Here is a 21,003-nt window from a genome sequence, read left to right on the forward strand (position 1 = left end):
ATTTTATCCAAAGGACTTCGTTTTCTAAGTAGTCGTCATTTTCAAGGTAATGAAATCCTGCGAATGAGTGAGAATACGTTAGATAAACCGTTAAAACCGAGGGACGGGCAGGATAGTTTAAACACTTCTCGAATAACTTCAAGAATGGGGAATTTGCGTAAGTTCGCAGAATAGATGTTGAGCAATAGTATTGCAAAGCGAAATATCCTTTTTAAAGGAGTGTTCAGATGGAGCAATTTGAAACCATTCAAAGATTTTTAAAAGACTCGGTTTATTGTAATGGGAATTTAGAAGCATCCTTCGAGTTTACTGAGGAAATAATAAAATCTTCATTTATACTTGATTTAAGGACTGTTTACGACGAAGATGCAAATTCCTGGTACCCAACTCCTAAAAAAGTAACTTACTTTAAGCTTAAAGGAATTACTGACTGGAGAGGAGAATTGAAGTCAGAACTTAAGGAGTTTTTTTATTTAAGTGAATATAACTATCAGCCCGAGAAATATAAAGAACAGATTGAATTATTAGTACGCTCAAGAGACAAGAGAATAGAAGAATTACTAAATCTTTTAGAGGAATTATTTATTGAACAAGAATATGAAGTGTTTGAATTAGATGTCGAATTAGATGGATATTATGCTTGTTATTCAAAGGACTATATCTTTAAGACAGAGAGAAAATATTATTTATTGAGAGCTATGATACATGATTGATTGTTAATCGAAGTTGTAAATTTAATCGTAACATACCTAAAAAAAACGAACCAGTAGAATTGAGCTAACGGATAACGTTACTTAAATAGGGATCGCCAGCTGCCCCGCAGTCTGGACGGTCCCTATTTCGTTGAAGCAAAGGGCAGATTACATTAATGAATAATACCCTTATTACAAAAAAAACAGTAAAGGGATTATTCGTAGCTTTCGCGAAAATTATTATTAGTTAAACAAAGCTGATTTAAGGAGCATAAACAAGAATGAAAAAAATCCTCATTATTGGAATTGTTGCTAGTGGTAAGACCACATTGGCAAAACGCATGTCAAAAGAAATCAATGTTCCATATTATGAACTTGACTCCATTGTGCACCATAAAACACCTACGGGAAGATATAAACGAAATGCAGAAGAACAAATCGAAGTTATAAAGGAGATCGATAAAAAAGGGTCTTGGATATTTGAAGGAACAGATAGACCATCATATCAATGTTTATATCAGATGGCGGATACGATCATATTCCTAGATACTCCATTATGGAAGCGAAGGATCAGAATCCTAATACGATTTATTAAGCAAAAACTTGGATATGAAAAGTGCAACTATAAGCCAGATATCATGATGCTGAAGATGATGTACAAATGGACAAGGGAATTTGAAAAAAGTAGAAATAGTTTTGAAGTCAAGCTGAAAACACACAAAAATAAAGTGATCAGGTTAAGAAATAATAACGATCTGAATTTTACTAAAGGAATATTACGCTAACGAAAACTATAGCTCAATAACAACAGGCTGCCGGCTTATTGGCAGCCTGTTGAACTAAAGGGCAGGATAGTTCCAGTATGTGGTATTGTTTATCTAATGAATTAGATTAGAAGTTTATTGCTAAATTAGGAGCTGTGATAATTATGATAGTGTATTTGCTAAAAAGTGAGCTTAGAGGATTCGAGGATCTTATATTACTACATGATATTGATACCAGGCCCTATAAAAAGGCGCTTGGGAAACCAATTGAAGAAACGGAATGGAAACCTTTTTTTGTTCAGACAACCGAAGGAGGAGATCCATCGGATAATCCGAAATTTTTCGGAATGGGAATAACTACGGTTTGGAGTGAAAGAGCTGTAAAAAATCTATCCGATTTATTATCTGGGGCGGGGCAAGCTTTGCCAATAATTCACAACATACGTATTTACTTCTTAATTAATATTACCCAGACTTTGGATTGCTTAGATAGCGAGAAAACGAGTTTCGAATTATTTGAGGATGGTGCGATCAGAGACGTTCTTAAATATTCATTTCACAAGGATAAAATTGGATATAGTTCTCTTTTCAGACTTCCTGACATGCAGGATGTTTTTGTTACCGATGTATTCAAAAAGGAAGTTGAAAAGAACAAACTTGTAGGTTTTAAATTCGTTGAAGTGTGGGATTCAAATGAAAACGAATAGGTTAATAAACAGCCTGCTTAAACGAATATATATTGGAAAATGTGAGAATGTTGAAGATTTATTTGAATTGCTAACAGATTTAGGATATTGTCAATTCAAAAATGAAATGGCAACAAGTATGGTAGGCGAGATAAAACACTGTAAGGTCTTTTTGAATCAGAATGAAGATAGTTTGAAATCAATGTATTCCGTTGTAATCGATTTAGACAGCAGTAATACCAATGAAACTGTTGAACAGCTCTTTACAGAGTTGCCTTTAGAATTGATTTCATCATTTCGGACGGATGTTGCTTATTATGCTTCGGAAGTGGATGTTTACAAGCGGCGACTTTTAATTCATCACCCAACAAGACATGGTTCGGGCTTAATAGAAGTCAGTGAACATACTTTAGTCGGGCCATTTAATATGGATGTTTATGAAGTCAGTCTAAATGAAATGGATTGGGGTCAGAGTCATTCTAATGAAGAGCAATTAAAGCGTGATATATATTATGATAAGGACAAAGAAAATCTCCTGATTTCTAAAAGACTACTCTCTGGGTTAGATGAAGTTCTTTCTTTTCAGAAATTGCTCCTATCAGAAGTACGGGGTAGTTATTTTCATATACATTTAGAACATATTGAAAAACGTGACGCAATCTTGTTAAATCAATCGTCAGTGAAAGTTGTAACTGAAAAAGGACGTATGAAGTGGGAAATTGAAAATTATGAATTTGATCCGATAAAGCTAATAGGCGCAACAATATTTAAAGAACCAAATGTACCGAATAAGCTTTTTATTATTGATTCTCTCGTTCGGAAAATACAAGAACTTGAGTTAACTGGCTTTTCTTTAAAGCATGTATGGAAAACAAAATCATCTAATAGTATTTTGGACTATTTACGAATGAGCTATCAAAAAATATGAAAGGCTTGAGGAAAGCCATAGGTCATTCAACTAACGAGACACGTATGTTTAATTTATGGGGGGAGTAATATTCCGGAATAATTTGAAAACTAGTTTGAGGCTTAATTATTGGGAGATAATACGTAATAAGAATAAATTGAAATTGGGGACTTTCATTGAATAATGAAAATTGGACTGAACAAGATGAGCGGCAGCTCGCATTAGATATACTTGAAATATTCAGTAAACCGCCCGAGAAAATTGCTCCGTTAAGTAACTTCGAATTTTATGAACTTGTTTACAAAGAATTATACAAAGAGAAAAAATGATTTCAACTGGAGTTAGAGAGAAACTATACATAGTGGTAATATCCCCTTTAAGTAGAAACTCAAAAAATCCCCTATGGTCCATAAGGGGAAATTGGGTATAACTTGGAGGGGATTTTTCTATGACTAAAAAGGGACAAACGATTAATTAGAATAAGGCGGGATATAACTAAGTTATAATTTCTATAGTTTCGCCGGTTATAACATGTGATTCATTAAGCTATTGGGCAGTTTAATTGAATAGTTCATAATCGCTTTTTTCCGTAATATACTGAACTGGGGTGATGGAAATGGATAAAAATGGTGACATTAGAATTCTAGCTCCTATGTGCGAAAACGATTTTGAATGGCTGAAAGAACAGTGGTTACAGTGGGGCGACGAAACCATGATAACCAAAGGTAAGAAGCATCATATTCAGGACTTGGATGCATTCATCGGCTGGGTCGATGATATACGATTCGGTGAAGCTACATACCGACTAGGTATAGATCATTGCGAGTTAACCAGTATTAATGCGACTGTACAAGACATAGGTGTCGGGAGTAAATTACTTTCTACAGTGGAACAGATGGTAAAGCAATCGGGAAGAAATCGCATTTGGCTTATAACAACAAATGATAATGTGGATGCGTTAAGATTTTTTCAACGACGCGGATATCGAATAACGGCCGTATATCCCGGTTCAATTGATGAGGCTAGGAAGCTGCTGAAGCCGACAATCCCCAAAGTGGGTTATTACGATATACCGATTCATGACGAAATTGAACTCGAAAAAATACTATGAATATTAAACTAACGGGACACGATAGCACAATAAACAGGGAGCAGACTGCGGTGGCAGTTGCTCCCTGTTTTCATTCAAGTAACGGTTTAGTTACAAAAAAAGTCTGTTGAACCTGCTTACGATTGTGTTGATGGTGTCAATTTACTACCAGTTTTGATGCTATTATCACCGTCAATATTATCCTCCAAAACATATCAAATAATTACATTGATATAATGCCATAAAATATTTGGAATTATTTGGATGGGTTTATCTATTTGGTAATATAATGGTAATGAGGATGATTAGGAGGTATACGTGTGAATCGATTGATTGTGTTCATGGTTTTTATGATCTTTTTCACCGCTTGTTCTCAAGAGCCGTTACGGGATAGCCACACTACAGAAGCAGTCACCAAAGTAAATGTCGTCGAAGGCACGATTCTTTACAAGCATATGAATGATAATATGGCTCGTAGACAAAGCGAATTCTCTGGTTCTGATATTGTAATCGATCCGAGCTATTACACATCCAATGCTATTCAAAGAGGCGATATCGTTTACTACCAAAAGCCAAAGGCGGCAATCTCCAATAATGGATCGCCTGATACAGTGATCTCTAGGGTAGTAGCGCTTCCTGGAGAAAGTATTAGGATTGAAAAAGGTCAAGTCTTTATCAATGGAAGAAAACTCGATACCTTTTATGCTAGAGCACTTTGGGGTGGAATGGACGTAGAAGAATTAAAAAAAGCGCTTAAGAACGACCCTAGTTCGGAAGGTATCAAAAATGTAATTAAGATTATTCAGGAAAGCGATGAAACCAGTAAGAAAGAAATCAAAGTTCCTGACGGGCAGTATTATATTATTGGCGATGACTGGATTCGAAGTGGGGATAGTAGACATTATGGTCCGATTTCAAGAGACAGCATACTCGGAAAAGTAGTTGGCTATAAATAATAGTTGCGATTGAAAATACATTGAAAATTTTCAAAAGAGGGGAATTGCGTTGCTTATTAGTAGTTTAATCTCACGAAAGTTAATCAGTGCATCAGTCTCTTCTTGTATTTTTGTTATTATTTTCGCTTGTTTTGAGCCAAGTGTTTGGAGCGATACTCCTAACTTTGAATACAAATCATTTAAGGGTTATATAAAAGACAGTATTTCTTCTATCCCAATATACTTTACATATGCTTTTCCAGTAATATTAATCTATGGAACATTAACATCATTAATTTGTGAATTTATTGTTTATAACATTTTTGAATATACACCATTACGAAAATCTAAATTGATTAATTTTACTCTAATGGGCTTATTACATCTTGCATTTGGCATGGTTCTCCTTTATATCAGTCTTCTTGCAGCAATATTATTTTTTCTAATAGATCAATGGCTTTCTTATAGGCGACAAGTTTATAACTGGACATCTGTATTCAAAAGCTTTTTGGTCCCATTATGCTTTTTCATATTTTGGGTCTCGTTACTTTGGTTTATAGATCATAAATCCACTGTGGTACCATAATTTCTGCTCCGAGATCATACAGTTGATAGCTTCATCCCTCATCTCTCAGCGCCAATTTGCCCTCCATGTAGTTCATTACGCTAACAGATAACGTTAGTTCAGCAAAATACAAAGTGAGGCTGCCGCGAAATTGTCGAGCAGCCTCATTAAGGTTATTTTCAACATCTTGTGGTAATATATGGAATGAAAAACGTGATTTCAATTTAAGAATTTTTTAAAAGGACTAATTTTATGAATAACTCAAGATTCACAGATACGGGCGAAAGAATTTACGATTTTTTATTCAAACATAACATTCTCATTGAGTGCCCCCACTGTATGAAATGTGCTAAAGGGATAAGAAAAGAAGATGGCAAATTCGGATATATTCTGCAATGCAAACGTTGTGGCATTTTAACTGATCCAATAGTTGGTTCTTGGGGAAACGGAACTTTTATGGGACTGCATCTTTGATTAAGGACAAATTGTTGTGGAAAATTACTGTGGGCTTATAACAAGGAGCACTTAGATTTTATGGATGGTTACATCACTTCTTCTTTACGCGAAAGAATCCCCAATAAAAATCAAAGTTTAGCAAGCAGGCTTCCAGATTGGATTAAGAGCGGAAAGAATCGCGAAGAGCTTTCTAAAGGAATGATAAAATTGCGACATAGGCTTGAATCGAGTGATTAAAAGCTCAGTTCATTAACCTAACGAAGAACTATAGTTGAGGGGCTTGTTTCGGCAGCTCTTTTTTCTTATATAATTCGTATATTTTTATAGAAGTCATGAAAGGACAACATATTAATGCAAACACCTTATAAAATTGGTTATTTACTAACGATTGCGTGGCTAATTTGGATTTTTTATGGTTTTATTAACTATGATGCTTTTACAGATGAGAAGAAACTAACTCTAACGGTATTTTTTACATTTGTTGGGTTGATCGCCTTCCCATTATATTTTATCTTCGTCTATTTGTATTATGTCACCCGAAAGCCAAAGAAGCAGTAATAACACCTTTTGCAAGACGAAATTGGCTCTGAACGACCATTAGTAACTTATTGGGCACAAATTTCTGTTGTTTCTGGGGCGATAGCATTATTTTCGTCCTTACTTTCCCAACAGAAGAAGTTGCGAAATTTGTATAAACATTTTTCAATTGTAATTTCAGGCGTAGTTGCCATATTACAAGTTATACCGCTTATTGCATGGATATTTATTCTTATCCTTGGAAAAGAAGAATTTCTTCTGGTTATAATACATTTCTGTCTATTAATACTTTCTCTAAGAACAATAAAGCAATTTTTTATTATCAGTAAGGACTGCCCCACCACGTTCCGCTAACGGGTAACGATAGCTAAATGAATGACAGAGAGAGGCTGCCGGTGGATATCGGTGGCCTTTTCTAACCTAATGGGCAGATTAATCAATCAACACTCATATAAATTTAAGAAAAAATCCCAAAAAAGTAAAATAATATAATGTGATTCATTATTGTTGTATAATCAAATTTAGAACATCGAAGAGGAGAGTGATAAGATATGATTGCTTGGCTAAATCTTGGTAGCCTCGTGCTTGGAGCAATTGCGTGGATTCTTCCGGCTATTAATATATCTAAACATAATAAGTATTATAGGAATTGGTTTACTCTTTCTATTTTGAGCATTTGTGCTTGTTCTATTTCGTTATTTTTTCAGATTTGCAGTTTCTATGAACGTGTAAAGGCTGAGGATTGGTATGCTCTTATGGATACAGTAAGTGTCATCGCATCTGTTCCAGCAATTCTTCTTATTGGTACAATTATATTAAATGCAATTACATTCTATATTTATCGTGATATGGCAGACTCGGTTAGTCGTTGAGCTAACGAGACACGATAGCGTAATTCTGGTCAAAATGAGTTTCCAAAGAAAGGTGGGAATCTAATTGAAATTGACCTATGAACTTTGGAGCATAGGATGGGCTAAAGTCATGTTAAAAATAGATAATAACAATGAACATTATATTACACCAAGTTATTTAACGGATTCCCTTGGCGATTTTGTAGATGCAATCATTCGTTTAAAACCTGAGTTTGTCGATGCTGATGAGGTGAAGGAGTATAGCTGTTTTGAATGGGATTGTGAACCTGCAGTATATAAGTGGTATTTATATAATGAACCTGATAATAAAGTAAGAATTAAAATACTGGTATATGCTGATGATTCGCAGGCATCAGCAAAAGAAACGATTGATGGAATATGTGATTTTGATGATCTTGTTTCCGAGATCGTTGACGCTCTTGAGGCAATATTGAGAAAACATGGAATTGTTGGTTTTAGGAAACAATGGCATGATCACGATTTCCCAATCAGTGGTTACATTCAATTAAAAGAGTACATAACGAAGAGAAGGAATATTGAAGTAAAGGTATTGAATCAAGATGAATGGAATGAGTATTACCATTCGAGCTTTGATGAAGAATTAAATTTGCTTAAAAAGGCGCTAAAGTAACGGAGAACGATAGCACAATAAACAGGGAGCAGACTGCTGTGGCAGCTGCTCCCTGTTTTCATTCAAGAAACGGGCAGTTTAACGCAACTTCCAAGTAATGGAATCGTATAAAGTAAGACGATTGAGGAGGGAAATTCGTGAAATTAAAAACAAAACTAATAATTTCACATCAATTCTCATACCTTTCCCATATGAAAAGGTTGATCGAGTGAACCAATTGGGAGTTGAACCAAGTATAAGAGTAGCAATTACGAAATAAATCAATTGAGGAGAGTGAATTAAAAATGGTTTTTCAACAGTTACTTATCCTAAAATTATTATTCATGATTAGTCTAAGTTTCTCAATTTTATTAATTATCATTTATCCACTAATACTAAAATATAGTAAGACATTTGCCTTAATTGCGATCATCTTCGGTGGAATATTTTTTCTCTTTAATTTATACTATGGTCTTGTTAACTCAGTTTCACGTCATTGGATATTCGGGTTTTGATAAAGAACGACACAGTTCGTGTACCTTTAGTGCCCCAATTAGCTGGATTTGATCGTATTTTTTTACTTTCCTTTTCCATTGCAACGTGAGAACAGAAGACTACACTTGGGTGAAAAAGAAGTGAACCGACTTTATTAACCTAACGAAAGAACGAGAGTTTAATCACGACAGGACGGCAGCCACACATGATCGGCTGCCTTTGTCTGTTGAAGTAACGGGCAGATTAGTTGAATTGTATAAAAAGGATAATAAGCTTGAAGTTATCGAATAATTCGCATTATAAAACTATAAGTTATGACTCCGTTTTTCCAGTTTAGTAATTCGAAAAGGTATACATCGATATTCCGATATTTTATTATGTTATTGTACTCTGGACTTATATGACTTCTTTTGGGAAGCACACTTAAGATGGTCCCAAAATACTGAGTAAAAAAGGAATTAAAAAGTTAGAAAAGATTTATAGAATTTTATACTAATAGATAAATGGAGGTATTTGTATGGTTAATGTTTGGGATGGAATAAACAAGATAGTTGAAAATTATAAAATAGATAACCATTTGAGTGGCACTTTGCTAGTGTCACAAGATGGTAAAGTATTATTTGAGAAAGCATATGGTAAGGCTGATATGCAGTTCGGTGTTGAAAACACTCTGGAGACGAAGTTTTTTATTGCATCAGTAACAAAAATGTTCATAGCTGCCGCTACTATTAAACTTCATGAAGAGGCTGTAATTAATCTACATGCACATCCAGGAATTTATATTGATGCGCTCAAACATGTGCATCATAAAATCACATTACACCATCTAATATCTCACACTTCTGGATTATTTGATATTTATGAGATACCGAACATTCGATATGAAATGAGCAAGTTGAACAACGAAAAAGGTGATTTTCTTAATTATTTGAGTAATCAGGAACAACTGTTTGTTCCAGGTGTAGGATGGAAATATAACAGTACAGGTTTTATTATGATGGGGTATATACTTGAGGCAGTTACAGGAAAAACATTTGAAACTTTACTAAATGAAATATTTTTTAATCCACTAAATATGAAAAGTACCGGACTTCATAATCCCCGACAAATTGTTGTTAATCGCGCGTATGGATACACGATTGAAAACGAAGAATTTAGGAACGCAGATTACGATAAATTAGTTGAAATCGAAGCACCAGGAGAATTATACTCGACTGTTAGGGATCTCAATATATGGTGTGAAGCTATTTTAAACGAAAAAATTCTATCTGGATCTTCTAGAGATATTATGTTTACACCATATGCATCTGTAGATTTTGATCCTTATTTTAAGTATGGTTATGGTTGGTTTTTGGGTAATAGTTTCAGGTGGATTCCTGGAGGATCTCCGGGATATAAAGCAGACATTTGGCAATTTCATGAGAAAAAAGTGAATATAATCATGTTGTGGAATTACGAGAAGGTAAATTCATATAAGTTGTTTGAGAGAATAAGAGATCTGTTGAATTTATAATAAATGTGATGCAACTCGTCGTTAATGAAAACTCTTGCCTTTACGGGGAAGCAGCCCTAAGCTAACCGGGAACGATAGTTGAGGGGCTTGCTTCGCGGCAGCTCCTCTTTTGTTTGTTAATGTAACGGCAGTAATCTATACCCTTAAATTACCAATCATACTCGAATTACTTTGTATTGTGGAAGTTATTCTATTGGAGGTTGAGTATAGTGAATATGCCTATTCAGTTTAATTACAATTTAGATTATGAGAATAGAGACAAGCTTTTGAAACTAGATGTAAATTGGGAAGATAAGATGAACAGGGTGGTTAAGTTTGAACCTTTTCGCATTGATATACTCGAAAGCTTAATTAACCAAAACTTCATTAACCCTGAAGAAATTCAGAATGAATCTCCAACCGTTAATGAAATGCTTGATTTTATGAGAAAATATCCTGTTGTGTTTGTTTATGGGTATGCAGTAACACCAAAACGTAGGGATTACAGAGTTTCTTTAGAAGGTATGGCTGTTAATCAAGAAGATGTATCTGACGAACTAAAGGAAGCTTTTTTAGAATTTTGCAAAACTGCAACAGAGATACATACTGAAGGTGTCAATGGATTGTTGAGTTGGTGGGATTAACATCAAGCACGAATCGTTACGCTAACGGAGAACGTTAGTTTAATAAAACAGCACCAGTCTAGGACTATTCTATCATCCTTAGCCACCGTCGTTTCTATTTGTGAGTTTAGTATAAAAATAATTTTACAAAGGCTGCCGATTTAGCAATTCTAAAACCATGGTGGATCTAATTTCCATATATAACTGATTATAAAAAGACCTACATATACTATATGTGGGTCTTTTATGCATTAACTTTGAATAAATTTTATATTACAGGTAAGAATTCTAATAATAAATACTTATAGAAAGAGGTGACTATAGTTTGGGTGAGAAAAAGCGTGAGGACTCATGGAATGACGAACATGATCTTTTATTAGTCGAGGTAGTATTATCTCATATTAGGTCAGGCAGCACACAATTGTTAGCTTTTGAGGAAGCCGCCTCTAAAATTAATCGTACGGCAGCTGCGTGCGGATTCAGGTGGAATAAGGACATTAGGAAAAAGTTTGAAAATGAAATACAATTAGCAAAACAAAATCGATTGTCGTCTAAGCAGAAGCCAGCACAAAAAGAAATAAAGCAAGTAGTTACTATATCTAGAGTTAGTTTATCCGCGGATACTCCAGTTGAACAGCCTATTTCTTATAATGAAGCTTTGCAAAAGATCATTAAAATAGCCAATGACCAAATGCAAAAGTATGATGAGTTGCTTCAAGAAAACATTAGGCTTAGGGAAGAAAATAATGAATTGATATCACAAAAACAACAAGCGTCCCCTGAAGTTTTGGCCCAAGAGGATCTTGATGCATTCCTTCAAATAATGAAAAGGGCAAAAAGTTTAACGCATGTATAATATTCCTTAAACTCCACAATAATATTAACACATCAAGAAAAGGAGTGAACTACATCATCGCTAACAACACATTAGCAGTTCCACAAGCGAAAGCAGCAATGGATCAACTAAAGTATGAGGTCGCTCAAGAGTTAGGGATTCAGCTTCAAGCATACAATGGAAACCTCACTACACGCGATGCTGGCTCCATTGGTGGCAACATTACTAAGCGATTAGTACAAATCGCAGAACAACAACTTTCAGGTTCTACAGGAAACTTTAGATATTAATTAGATGAAATTTACAGGCAACCAAAAAGACTACAAGCACCTATTCCTCCTTAGGTGAATGCAGTCTTTTTATTTTGTCTTAATTTTTATAGAGTTTCGTCAGTAAATCTTGAATTTACGTTTCAATATTTAGAAAACATGAGGATCATGTTTTTTTTGCGAAAGTCGTAAATTCTTAAGTTACAATATTAAGAGCCCCCGGTTCCTGTGCAGTCAGTCACTAATTGAGTGCTTAATATTGGAATATAAGATTAAACTCTCCTATTTCTAGCAAAACTAGAGGTAACAAAACTTGGGAGGGTTTTTATTATGAAATTAAAGGATCTGTGGATGCTGTATGAAGCTGATAAACGTATTTTAGGATTTAGTTCACACACAATGAAAGCATACTCTCTACAATTAAAGATGTTAGTTCTTGAACTTGGTGATCTTGAATTAGAGGAAATATCTCTAACCTTACTTAAAGACTATTTGGCTGGGGTATCAGAGAAATTAAAACCTAGTAGTTTAGGCCACCGCATTCGCTTTGTACGTTCCCTTTTTCGTTTTGCATTTGAAGAAGGACATCTCACTCGGAATCCTTCTATTAAGTTGAGAGAACCAAAGATGGACAAACGAATTCCAAAATTTCTAATTGAGGAGGACGTAATTCATCTTAAGATTTCCTGTCACTCTCATCGAGAGCATGCTTTATTAGAATTTCTATATTGCACAGGATGCCGTGTAGGAGAAGTACAGAAAATAAACCTTGAAGACATCAACTGGGAAAACTGTTCTGCTATTGTGAATGGTAAAGGATCAAAACAAAGAGAGGTTTATTTTACTACGGAGTGTAAGGTTTGGCTTAAGAGGTACCTGGAGAACAGGAATGATACTTGTAAAGCATTGTTTGTCACCGAAACAAATCCTATTCGTCGATTGACGATTCCTACAATACGTTGGTCTTTGAAAAAGTTAGCTAAACGATGTGATATTACTGCGAATGTATATCCACACCGCTTCCGTCATACTTATGCCTGTCAATTGTTAGATAACGGTGCACCGTTAGAATTTATTCAGGGGATGCTTGGACATGAGAAAGCATCTACAACTCAGATTTACGCCCAACTACGCGGTGAGCGTAGGAGAGAATTATATCGTCGTTATTTTTAAATCTTATCAATGTATTGACTTTAATCAAGAGATGGGAGGGACTATTAGCTCATTGATACTACACTTAAGTTGGATGGATTGTAACTGGAAGTAATTGATTTTTCGGGAAAATATTTTAGATATTTTCATTATAAAAGCCTAGCTTAGCACAATTCATGTAATAGACTTGGCTAGTTTTATATGTTATTTGAATATTACATTGAATTGATAGATATTTCGAGCGAACCATGAGTCTCCAATTCTCACGAAATCCTTGCAATATTCACGAATAATTCCAGCATTGTCGAGCATTTCATCTTTGCTTACGACAACATATACTTGTGATAGTGCTGCGGCGAAAAGTTCTATATCGTTTGACAACATTTTATTCATTACTAAAGAACCTCCAGAATCATCTATAAAGAGTGCTTCTTAATAATATATAAAGATTAGAACATATTTAGTAAAAAATGTAAATTTTAAATAAATTAATGATTAATTGCGTCGAAATATCTATTTGTTTTTGTTTTTTGGAAGCATAAGTTTGCCTTGGTAAATTGGAAGCATAAGCGTTCCCAAACGGCAAACTTATGGGTTAAGTTACAATTGTTTCAAATGTTTTCTACCTGAGTCTGCACGTCTTATCTGAAAAGTGATGTTTACTTGAAATATGATATGACTTGGAGGAGTATGGAGACGAGTCCAACGGGAGCGGGTGTAAGGAGCTAGGGTGACAAAGAATTAAACTAGTGAAACAAATGAGAAACACCATCATCCAAAATAGGAGATGGTGTTTCATTGTTCTTGAAACCAGCTATGGATTAAGATATCTAGCTTTCGCAAATCCTTAACTTTCATAATTGTAAGACTTTGGAATAATTGATTCAGGATTTTATCCTTCTCTGTTTGATCTGGTTTTATAAACTTTCCAAATAGTAATAAATCAAAAAAAGTAACCCCAAGTGCTCCTGCTATTTTTTCAAGATTTACGATTGTAACATTCTTTTCGGCTCGTTCAATTTTACCTATGTAAGAAAAGTGTACGCCTGCCAATTCACCAAGTTGCTCCTGCGATAAACCACGTTGTTTCCGAAGGTCCCTAATCCTCTGACCGATAATTCCAAGCACATTATTATCCATTCATTACACCTCAAATATAGAGTACTTAAAGGTTTAATGCGATAACATACTCAATTAGGTCTTATTAATATTTATTGAGACCTGTGAGTATTATTTTAATATTAATTGAACAAAATGAATGATGAGGTGATAAAAATGGATAATGAAATAAATTTCGAATTGGGGTTGGCAACTGTGTCAAATAGAGGGGTTCTTTTTAATGACCTGGTGTACACGTGCGCAAACATAATCAAACTGAAGTGGTTCGAACATGCTTTGGTGAATGGTGAGTGGAAGGTCATCATTTTATATGACCCGAAGAATCTTACTGACATCTTAATGTTTGATATTCAATCAATAGAGGTTGCAACATCTGTTCAAACTCCAATAGAAGATGACCAAACTCTTCTATATCAAAGTGCAATCAGAACCTTAAAAGAGCAGCTCCGACAACAAAAGGGGATGAACACTTAAGAGTCTTTCATATTGTTGGGTAGGATATTATAAATGGAAACATCAAGTACAAAACAAATCTCGTAAATAGCATGCAATGTAATATTTTGCTGACCATTTTCGAGATAGGAAATGGAAGGTCTAGAGAGCTTTACACGCTCACTAAGTTCTCCCTGTGTAAAACCCTTTTTTCTCCTTGCATCTCTAATACGCTTGCCAATTTCAATATATAACCGACTTTCATTTCTCCAATCAACATGGTCAAAAATTACGTTTTTTTTATTCATCTCAGTTTGCTCCTCTACTAATCTATTTCTATCTATAGTATTCCCAAAGATAATGGAAACTAGAACTCTACTACTTGACTAAGAGAAAGACAGCGGAAAGAGAATTTAATATTCTAATGAACGTTTCAACTAATTCTAAATTATAAATATATATATATTAGTAAATATATATATTAGTAATTTAATTAATATACCAATAAGTATGAAAGAATCAGAATCACAATCATGTGGCCCTTTTCTGGATTGAAAAAGCACCTAAGATGGTGCATTTTCAATTTAATAGGAATAATTCAGTGTTACAATTATTGGGCTATGTGAGTATGTAATGTAACTTTGGCCCACAATATAAATCCCAATAAAACAGTAAATTTTAATTTTATGTATATTTCAGCCACATTTTGGTGAAACAAAATATGGAATATGCAAGTGCCATTAAAATAAGAGGTGATTGTAATTGGACAAGCCAATAGTGATGCCACGCAGTTCTCGATATGGTAATAATTACTGGAATTCCAAAGGCCCTAAAGTCGGCATGAGGGAGGTAATTTTATACAGTGACTTAGAATTCGACCATTGGTTAACTGTGGAGGTCAATCCTGACGTTGAAACTTACTGTGAACAACAGAAAGAGATTAGTTACGTCTTTAATGGGAAAATGCACACTTCAATTCTAGACATGTACGTTAGACATTCCGATGGAACCGTTCTATATGTTGAAGTGAAGTACGAGTGCGAATTGCAGCAATTCCACAAGAACTATGAGCGAACCAAAAGACAGATCGAGGCACAGAGGCATTGGTGCGTACAGGAAGGGTTTCAATACGAAGTACGCACTGAAAAAACTATTCGCATCAGCAGATTCTACACTGAAAATTTAACCAAAATTGTTACATCAGTGGCTAATTTACCAAAGCCCACATCTTCGTCACTAATTCTTGATTACATATCTACATCCAAGCAGACACTTTGGGAGATATGGACAGAATTAATGTATACAGTGAATGCTTATGAACTGCAGACAGCATGTCACTGGTTGTTTTACGAGGGTAGAATCGGCGCAGACATCTCCACAAAAATATGGGGAAATGAAATGGAAGTGTGGAAATTATGATTGACCAGCGTAGAGTAGAACGAGTAACGATTGATTCTTTTCCAGTAGATTGTATTGTTACTTCTAATCGGAATAGCGATCAAGTACCGCCAGATTATTATCGGCTTTTGATGACAACTATTGCTGACGAATATTCAGGTCAAATAAAAATAATTTCTTCTGTATTTAAAATTCGCACCGTAGGAGGTAAGGAGAAAAATTGACAAGACTACGGATTACAGAACAAGAAGGGTTACTTCCAGAGCAAGTTAACCCTGAGTTGTGGCCATCTGTTGATGAAGAAAATTTGAATGAAAAGGATAAGGAAATCTTCAAACGTCGCAAAGAAGCCATTTTAATGCTCTACCAGAAGCAAATGTCTTTCAAGGAAATTAAAGATGCAACTGGTGTCAGTGAACAAAATATGCGGCGCTTAGTGAAGCGGTGCATGAGTCCTGATGAGAGCGGAGTCGTTTGGGGATTTCGAGCTTTAATCCCAAATAAACATGTCCAAGTTTATCGACTAAATCCAATTCATGAGGAACGGAATGAATCCCGTAAAACTGGTGAGTTCATACAGCTTTTGGATAAACACCCTGATATTAAAGAAATGATCGATGATCTCTATCTTGGCCGAAACCGCAGAACTCTCGAGCCGATTATGAAGCCCAAAAATATACATAAGAGATTTATCGATGAGTGCAGAAAGAAGGAATTCTCCTTATCGGAATATCCCTTCAACACAAAACACATGGGTCGCAAGGCGCTTCAGCGATATCTGAACCGTTTAGGCTATGAACACTTTGTAAGTAGTTCATCTCGTCACGGACATGATGCGGTACAACGTGCAAAACATACAGGTGTGGGAGAACAAAATCACCCATCAACATTAACTCCATACCAAAGGGTACAGTTCGATGCACATCGTATCGACGGAATGTTTGCTATTAAGTTAACTACACCAGATGGAGACGAAATCACACGAATTCTTGATCGTTTCTGGATACTTTGTTTAATTGACGTCGCTACGCGTACTGTTCTTGGTTATTCGATAAGTCTGATGAAAGAATATAACGCGAGTGATGTCATGCAATGTATTCGCAACGCCGTATTGCCGCGCCAAAAAAAGGCACTAACAATTAATGGATTGTCCTATGATTCTGTGGGTGGCTTTCCCTCAGAGGTATTTCCTGATACTGAATGGGCAATTTGGGATCTGATTTGTTTTGATAATGCAAAAGCACATCTCGCAAATTTAGTACATAATCGCCTACACAGCTTGGTTGGCTGCTCAATCAATATGGGGCCTGTTGACCTGCCTATGCGCAGGGGGATAATCGAACGTTTCTTCAAAACACTCGAAGAAGCTGGTTTTCACAGACTGCCTAACACAACCGGCAGCTCTCCAGACGATCCTCGTCGCACTAACCCTCAGGAGAACGCAGTGAAGTGGGAGATCATGTACGACCATTTAAAGGAGCTTATTGATGTAATGATTTCAAATTACAACGGTACACCTCATGGCGGCATTTATCATCAAACTCCACTTGAGTTACTGGGTAAACGAATGGCTAACGGCTTATTGCCTCGACTTCTAAGTGAAGACAAACGGTCGGAGGTGCTCTTTCTGCAAACAACTATAACTAGAATCGTTCGTGGCTCAATGAAATCTGGAAAGCGCCCTTATGTGCAGTATGAAGGTGTTGAGTATAGGAGCGACAAGCTCTCTAACTCAAGCCATTTGATCAATGCTGAATTGACATTGCACGTAAATGTTGATGATCTGCGAACAATAAAAGCATTTCTCCCTGATGGTAGTGAGTTTGGATATATAACAGCCGTGGGAAAGTGGGCTCTATCTCCTCATACACTTCAAATGAGGAAAGCCATCAACCAACTAGTTTTAAGAAAATTGATTCATTACACAACCTGGGATGACCCGGTTTTTGTCTATACGAATTATTTGATAACAAAAGCTGCTGAGAAAAAACGTGGTGCAGCGAATAAAATTACGCATGTAAGTGAGGTAGTAAACGACAAGCGTAAAAGAGTTAACGAACCACAAGAACAAATAGAGGCTTTGGAGGCCGCCGAGAAAAGAAATGAGGCATTAGAAAAAGCTCGAGAGCTATCCAACCAAGAACAAGCAGAGTTGGAGATGGCAAGGTACGAAAACATGCTTGGAAAGTTTAAAACTAAATCAATTTAATGGAGGCTGCGACTTAGATGGTAAAAGCAATGGTGCAGATCGGTACTCACCCTATAGAACAAGGCCACTATTTGATCCCTACTAAGGAGGTACTCCGGCTTATGGAAGCAATGAGCCGGATCGTAAGCAATCGCTTACCAGGGATGATCATATATGGCAGACCGCGTTTGGGGAAGACATCAGCAGTTAAATTCGCTATAGAAAATTTGCCAACCCAAATTGGATCTCCACTACCCATATTGGTGGCAAATTGCAATGCCTACCGTGTACCTAGCGAAGAAAAGTTCTTCCTAGATATGCTAAATGACTTTAAGTTTCCTTTTCCAGCGAAGCGTAAACCTGCAGAAATGCGCCGGCAAATCGTGAACCTAATGTTAGAAAAGGCAGAAAAGTCTAAGCAACGAAGAATAATCTTAGTGATGGAAGAAGCTCATCGATTGACTGAGTTCCATTATAACTGGCTAATGGACATATACAACGAGCTAGATAGAGAAAAGGTCAGCATGTCCGTAATATCAGTCGGCCAGGAAGAGCTTTTGGCAAGAAGGACCTTCTTCTTAGAGAATAAAAAATCGCAAATAATTGGGAGATTTATGACTCATGAGCATCGGTTTTATGGAATCCGATCTATGGATGATCTTAAGCTAGCTCTTACGTGCTATGATTCTCCGGAAATTTCAGTATATCCTGAAAATAGTGGATGTAGCTATACCGACTACTTCTTTCCTGATGCTTTCCACCGAGGGGAACGGCTTGCGAAGGAAGCAAAGAATCTGTATCAGATTTTCACAGATGTTAGAAAGGAGTATGGATTATCAACAGATTTCGAAATTCCAATGGAGTATTTTGCCTTTACGGTCGAAAATGCGCTGAAGAAAAATGGAGTAAATGGTGACCAAAGCGATTGGATAAACAAAAACCAATGGCGAGAAGCAATTCGTTCCTCTGGGTATGTGGAATCTGAAATATACATGGCAGTGTTACAAGGAGGCTGAGTATGAACTTTGTGTGGAGGAAGGAATGGATTAAGGCGTATGAAACGCCTTGGTCCATTTTTGAAAAGTTGGCTTTTGCTAACCGCCTTGATAGAAATGACATATTACGCTTTTTTGGAAATGATGACGTTAAAAGAATTAAAAATCCCAATATCGGAGATAACAGGAGGGAGTTGATACAGTTAAGCGGATTCAATGGGGCCTTGCTAAATAAGGTGTTTGAATTCGATTTAGTAGGGGATTGCAAACGATCAGTTGGTATCCTAATTGAGCCGCTGAATTATTTTCAAGAACGATTGAATAAATGGTTCCCGGAGCATCTACATTGGTGTCACGAATGTTTATCTCATGGCTACCACAGTTGGTTTCATCAATTTTTATTGATTAAAAGATGCCCCGTTCACGAAACTGCACTTCTGGATCGTTGTCCGAAATGCGAGGGAAGCATTCCTTTTCTCATTAGCGATAAGGGACTTAGTAATCCATTCACTTGCATTTGCGGATATCGATTAACAAGCTGTATCGTTTTGGAATGGAAGAATATTTGGAGTGAACCGATTGATGGTATTCAGGATTCGACGGTAAGGGCGTGGCTATCACACTCCAAGAAGTCAAAAACGCAGTCACAATGGCTCTTCTTGCCTCAGCACACGTCAATTAGTCTCTTGACAGATGATGGTCAACCAACAGTATTTTCCCACAAGGGGAGAAAAACGACTAAACCAAATGAAGAGTGCGTTGATCCAATACAAATACAGAAAGAACTGAATCAGCGAAACAAAGCAATTTTTAAAGCCGTTGAACGTCATATAAGAAAGAAGTTGCTAAAAAAGCATCGCTGTTGTATCAGTGCTGTACAGGGGTTGTTGAAAGCTGAGGGAGAAGAATTTCAACCAATTTGCCCTTACGCATATGCATATGTATTTTGGAGAACAACTGTTTTAAAATCAACGAGATTCTATTCTCTACCTAGGGGTGATGACATCGAAGTTGAAGGTGGGGTTGCTGCTCAGATAATAAGTGAAGCAATATCTTATCTTAAAAGCAGGTTCTTGCACCATTCTAAAATAGATTCCAGAACACCAAATCGAATAAACCAGCTATTCTGGATAATTGACCATTTAACAGTAAATTTCTGCTTCAACTTTTTCAGACAATGGCTACAGCAAGCGGGAAGTGGTGCGGCTAGTGAAGGCAGAGTACCTAACTGGCAGCAAATAAATCATATGGCTGAATGCAGTTTCCCGCAAATGGCATTTAAGTATGGTGATGATGATACCCTAATTGAAGTTATAACTGAAACTAAAAGTACTACCACCATAGATCCGCTTAATTACGAGTGTCCGTTTATAACAAGGGCAGCAAAACAAGCACTTGGTAAAATGAAATCTTATACTCCACAAGCAGTGGCTATGATCGTGTATAATAACCCCACTGAGCAAAATAAAGAACTGCAGCGATATGTCGATAAGTATGTCAGAAAATTAATGACGTAAAAGCAGCTGCCGGCATATCGCCAGCAGCTGCTTATTTTATTTAGTTGAAAAGAAAGAGGGAGAAAACCGCACAACTTCTTGTCTTTTATCGTTAGTTATTCTTGTCCTCCGACACTGAGCATGCCAAATAACCCTCCATTTATTACACAACTAGTATATATACATATGTATAAAATACGGATTTTGTGAAGAAGTAGTTTATTTAATTTGTGGTGGCAATAAATCATCGCATCTATTTGGGTTGGGTTTGTTGACTAAAAAAACTATCTCGATTATTGAAAACCAAAATTACTCAAATTGTATTGTTAAATAATTAATGTCCTTTCCTATGTTTTCTTTCCACTTATTTCCATAAATTGCGCGTACAACTTTTC

At 36.1% G+C, this 21,003-nt stretch carries 24 protein-coding genes; 21 read left to right on the forward strand and 3 right to left on the reverse strand.

Going from position 1 to position 21,003, the window contains the following annotated elements; genetic code table 11:
* Window positions 1–227 precede the first annotated feature (227 nt).
* From AC58QM_RS20075 to AC58QM_RS20145, 15 genes are all read left to right on the forward strand, one after another.
* The gene (locus tag AC58QM_RS20075) at window positions 228–713 is read left to right on the forward strand and encodes a hypothetical protein (RefSeq protein ID WP_497286625.1); all 486 of its coding nucleotides are present in this window, start codon (window positions 228–230) and stop codon (window positions 711–713) included.
* Between the two features lie 260 nt (window positions 714–973).
* Complete coding sequence (locus AC58QM_RS20080; protein ID WP_497286626.1) at window positions 974–1,477, forward strand: EutP/PduV family microcompartment system protein; 504 nt, start codon at window positions 974–976, stop codon at window positions 1,475–1,477.
* Between the two features lie 143 nt (window positions 1,478–1,620).
* Entirely contained in the window at window positions 1,621–2,163 is a 543-nt protein-coding gene (locus AC58QM_RS20085) for an imm11 family protein (RefSeq protein ID WP_497286627.1), read from the forward strand.
* The gene (locus AC58QM_RS20090) at window positions 2,150–3,070 is read left to right on the forward strand and encodes a hypothetical protein (protein WP_497286628.1); all 921 of its coding nucleotides are present in this window, start codon (window positions 2,150–2,152) and stop codon (window positions 3,068–3,070) included. Before AC58QM_RS20085 ends, AC58QM_RS20090 begins: the two co-directional genes overlap by 14 nt.
* 595 nt (window positions 3,071–3,665) lie before the next feature.
* Entirely contained in the window at window positions 3,666–4,160 is a 495-nt protein-coding gene (locus tag AC58QM_RS20095; RefSeq protein WP_497286629.1) for a GNAT family N-acetyltransferase, read from the forward strand.
* Window positions 4,161–4,459: 299 nt separating this feature from the next.
* Window positions 4,460–5,095 carry a signal peptidase I gene (gene lepB / locus AC58QM_RS20100; RefSeq protein WP_497286630.1) on the forward strand — a complete coding sequence of 212 codons (636 nt, stop codon included), beginning with the start codon at window positions 4,460–4,462 and terminating at the stop codon, window positions 5,093–5,095.
* A gap of 1,078 nt (window positions 5,096–6,173) precedes the next feature.
* Window positions 6,174–6,332, forward strand: coding sequence for a hypothetical protein (locus AC58QM_RS20105; protein WP_497286631.1), 159 nt, complete (start codon window positions 6,174–6,176; stop codon window positions 6,330–6,332).
* Between the two features lie 114 nt (window positions 6,333–6,446).
* A complete protein-coding gene (locus AC58QM_RS20110) occupies window positions 6,447–6,653 on the forward strand; it encodes a hypothetical protein (RefSeq protein WP_497286632.1) in 207 nt (68 codons plus the stop codon).
* Window positions 6,654–7,183: 530 nt separating this feature from the next.
* Window positions 7,184–7,504 (forward strand): hypothetical protein, encoded by a 321-nt coding sequence (locus tag AC58QM_RS20115; protein ID WP_497286633.1) that lies wholly within the window; start codon window positions 7,184–7,186, stop codon window positions 7,502–7,504.
* 64 nt (window positions 7,505–7,568) lie between these two features.
* Entirely contained in the window at window positions 7,569–8,135 is a 567-nt protein-coding gene (locus tag AC58QM_RS20120) for a hypothetical protein (RefSeq protein ID WP_497286634.1), read from the forward strand.
* A 991-nt stretch (window positions 8,136–9,126) separates the two neighbouring features.
* Window positions 9,127–10,122 carry a serine hydrolase domain-containing protein gene (locus AC58QM_RS20125; protein WP_497286635.1) on the forward strand — a complete coding sequence of 332 codons (996 nt, stop codon included), beginning with the start codon at window positions 9,127–9,129 and terminating at the stop codon, window positions 10,120–10,122.
* Between the two features lie 209 nt (window positions 10,123–10,331).
* Window positions 10,332–10,745: a hypothetical protein gene (locus tag AC58QM_RS20130; protein WP_497286636.1), complete on the forward strand. Its 414-nt coding sequence runs from the start codon at window positions 10,332–10,334 to the stop codon at window positions 10,743–10,745.
* Window positions 10,746–11,049: 304 nt separating this feature from the next.
* The gene (locus AC58QM_RS20135) at window positions 11,050–11,580 is read left to right on the forward strand and encodes an RsfA family transcriptional regulator (protein ID WP_497286637.1); all 531 of its coding nucleotides are present in this window, start codon (window positions 11,050–11,052) and stop codon (window positions 11,578–11,580) included.
* A 53-nt stretch (window positions 11,581–11,633) separates the two neighbouring features.
* On the forward strand, window positions 11,634–11,849 hold the full coding sequence (locus AC58QM_RS20140; protein WP_497287095.1) for an alpha/beta-type small acid-soluble spore protein: 216 nt from the start codon (window positions 11,634–11,636) through the stop codon (window positions 11,847–11,849).
* Window positions 11,850–12,158: 309 nt separating this feature from the next.
* Window positions 12,159–13,001, forward strand: a complete 843-nt coding sequence (locus AC58QM_RS20145; protein WP_497286638.1) for a tyrosine-type recombinase/integrase — start codon at window positions 12,159–12,161, stop codon at window positions 12,999–13,001.
* Between the two features lie 183 nt (window positions 13,002–13,184).
* Here the strand turns inward: AC58QM_RS20145 and AC58QM_RS20150 are convergent, their stop codons facing one another.
* Together AC58QM_RS20150 and AC58QM_RS20155 are read right to left on the reverse strand one after the other, a co-directional pair.
* Window positions 13,185–13,373, reverse strand: coding sequence for a hypothetical protein (locus tag AC58QM_RS20150; protein ID WP_497286639.1), 189 nt, complete (start codon window positions 13,371–13,373; stop codon window positions 13,185–13,187).
* Between the two features lie 402 nt (window positions 13,374–13,775).
* Complete coding sequence (locus AC58QM_RS20155; protein WP_497286640.1) at window positions 13,776–14,120, reverse strand: helix-turn-helix domain-containing protein; 345 nt, start codon at window positions 14,118–14,120, stop codon at window positions 13,776–13,778.
* Window positions 14,121–14,255: 135 nt separating this feature from the next.
* Here AC58QM_RS20155 and AC58QM_RS20160 point away from each other — a divergent pair, with 135 nt between their 5' ends.
* Window positions 14,256–14,573, forward strand: a complete 318-nt coding sequence (locus tag AC58QM_RS20160; protein WP_497286641.1) for a hypothetical protein — start codon at window positions 14,256–14,258, stop codon at window positions 14,571–14,573.
* Here AC58QM_RS20160 and AC58QM_RS20165 read toward each other — a convergent pair.
* On the reverse strand, window positions 14,570–14,839 hold the full coding sequence (locus AC58QM_RS20165) for a helix-turn-helix domain-containing protein (RefSeq protein ID WP_497286642.1): 270 nt from the start codon (window positions 14,837–14,839) through the stop codon (window positions 14,570–14,572). The genes AC58QM_RS20160 and AC58QM_RS20165 overlap by 4 nt on opposite strands.
* A 532-nt stretch (window positions 14,840–15,371) precedes the next feature.
* Between AC58QM_RS20165 and AC58QM_RS20170 the strand changes: the two genes are divergently transcribed.
* The 5 genes from AC58QM_RS20170 to AC58QM_RS20190 are packed head-to-tail and all read left to right on the forward strand — an operon-like array spanning window position 15,372 to window position 20,629.
* On the forward strand, window positions 15,372–15,950 hold the full coding sequence (locus AC58QM_RS20170; RefSeq protein ID WP_497287096.1) for a Tn7 transposase TnsA N-terminal domain-containing protein: 579 nt from the start codon (window positions 15,372–15,374) through the stop codon (window positions 15,948–15,950).
* Window positions 15,947–16,153: a hypothetical protein gene (locus AC58QM_RS20175; RefSeq protein ID WP_497286643.1), complete on the forward strand. Its 207-nt coding sequence runs from the start codon at window positions 15,947–15,949 to the stop codon at window positions 16,151–16,153. Before AC58QM_RS20170 ends, AC58QM_RS20175 begins: the two co-directional genes overlap by 4 nt.
* Window positions 16,150–18,138 carry a TnsB C-terminal domain-containing protein gene (locus AC58QM_RS20180; protein WP_497286644.1) on the forward strand — a complete coding sequence of 663 codons (1,989 nt, stop codon included), beginning with the start codon at window positions 16,150–16,152 and terminating at the stop codon, window positions 18,136–18,138. Before AC58QM_RS20175 ends, AC58QM_RS20180 begins: the two co-directional genes overlap by 4 nt.
* 17 nt (window positions 18,139–18,155) lie before the next feature.
* Window positions 18,156–19,133 carry an AAA family ATPase gene (locus AC58QM_RS20185; RefSeq protein WP_497286645.1) on the forward strand — a complete coding sequence of 326 codons (978 nt, stop codon included), beginning with the start codon at window positions 18,156–18,158 and terminating at the stop codon, window positions 19,131–19,133.
* Window positions 19,134–19,135: 2 nt separating this feature from the next.
* A complete protein-coding gene (locus tag AC58QM_RS20190) occupies window positions 19,136–20,629 on the forward strand; it encodes a TniQ family protein (RefSeq protein WP_497286646.1) in 1,494 nt (497 codons plus the stop codon).
* Window positions 20,630–21,003 lie beyond the last annotated feature (374 nt).

The organism is Paenibacillus sp. J22P165, assembly GCF_059692015.1.

Excerpts from the sequence above, each read along its gene's own strand:
- AC58QM_RS20075 (WP_497286625.1), top strand. The coding sequence starts at position 228 with ATGGAGCAATTTGAAACCATTCAAAGATTTTTAAAAGACTCGGTTTAT.
- AC58QM_RS20080 (WP_497286626.1), top strand. The coding sequence starts at position 974 with ATGAAAAAAATCCTCATTATTGGAATTGTTGCTAGTGGTAAGACCACA.
- AC58QM_RS20085 (WP_497286627.1), top strand. The coding sequence starts at position 1,621 with ATGATAGTGTATTTGCTAAAAAGTGAGCTTAGAGGATTCGAGGATCTT.
- AC58QM_RS20090 (WP_497286628.1), top strand. The coding sequence starts at position 2,150 with ATGAAAACGAATAGGTTAATAAACAGCCTGCTTAAACGAATATATATT.
- AC58QM_RS20095 (WP_497286629.1), top strand. The coding sequence starts at position 3,666 with ATGGATAAAAATGGTGACATTAGAATTCTAGCTCCTATGTGCGAAAAC.
- AC58QM_RS20105 (WP_497286631.1), top strand. The coding sequence starts at position 6,174 with ATGGATGGTTACATCACTTCTTCTTTACGCGAAAGAATCCCCAATAAA.
- AC58QM_RS20110 (WP_497286632.1), top strand. The coding sequence starts at position 6,447 with ATGCAAACACCTTATAAAATTGGTTATTTACTAACGATTGCGTGGCTA.
- AC58QM_RS20115 (WP_497286633.1), top strand. The coding sequence starts at position 7,184 with ATGATTGCTTGGCTAAATCTTGGTAGCCTCGTGCTTGGAGCAATTGCG.
- AC58QM_RS20125 (WP_497286635.1), top strand. The coding sequence starts at position 9,127 with ATGGTTAATGTTTGGGATGGAATAAACAAGATAGTTGAAAATTATAAA.
- AC58QM_RS20145 (WP_497286638.1), top strand. The coding sequence starts at position 12,159 with ATGAAATTAAAGGATCTGTGGATGCTGTATGAAGCTGATAAACGTATT.
- AC58QM_RS20150 (WP_497286639.1), bottom strand. The coding sequence starts at position 13,373 with ATGAATAAAATGTTGTCAAACGATATAGAACTTTTCGCCGCAGCACTA.
- AC58QM_RS20155 (WP_497286640.1), bottom strand. The coding sequence starts at position 14,120 with ATGGATAATAATGTGCTTGGAATTATCGGTCAGAGGATTAGGGACCTT.
- AC58QM_RS20160 (WP_497286641.1), top strand. The coding sequence starts at position 14,256 with ATGGATAATGAAATAAATTTCGAATTGGGGTTGGCAACTGTGTCAAAT.
- AC58QM_RS20165 (WP_497286642.1), bottom strand. The coding sequence starts at position 14,839 with ATGAATAAAAAAAACGTAATTTTTGACCATGTTGATTGGAGAAATGAA.
- AC58QM_RS20170 (WP_497287096.1), top strand. The coding sequence starts at position 15,372 with ATGAGGGAGGTAATTTTATACAGTGACTTAGAATTCGACCATTGGTTA.
- AC58QM_RS20175 (WP_497286643.1), top strand. The coding sequence starts at position 15,947 with ATGATTGACCAGCGTAGAGTAGAACGAGTAACGATTGATTCTTTTCCA.
- AC58QM_RS20185 (WP_497286645.1), top strand. The coding sequence starts at position 18,156 with ATGGTAAAAGCAATGGTGCAGATCGGTACTCACCCTATAGAACAAGGC.
- AC58QM_RS20190 (WP_497286646.1), top strand. The coding sequence starts at position 19,136 with ATGAACTTTGTGTGGAGGAAGGAATGGATTAAGGCGTATGAAACGCCT.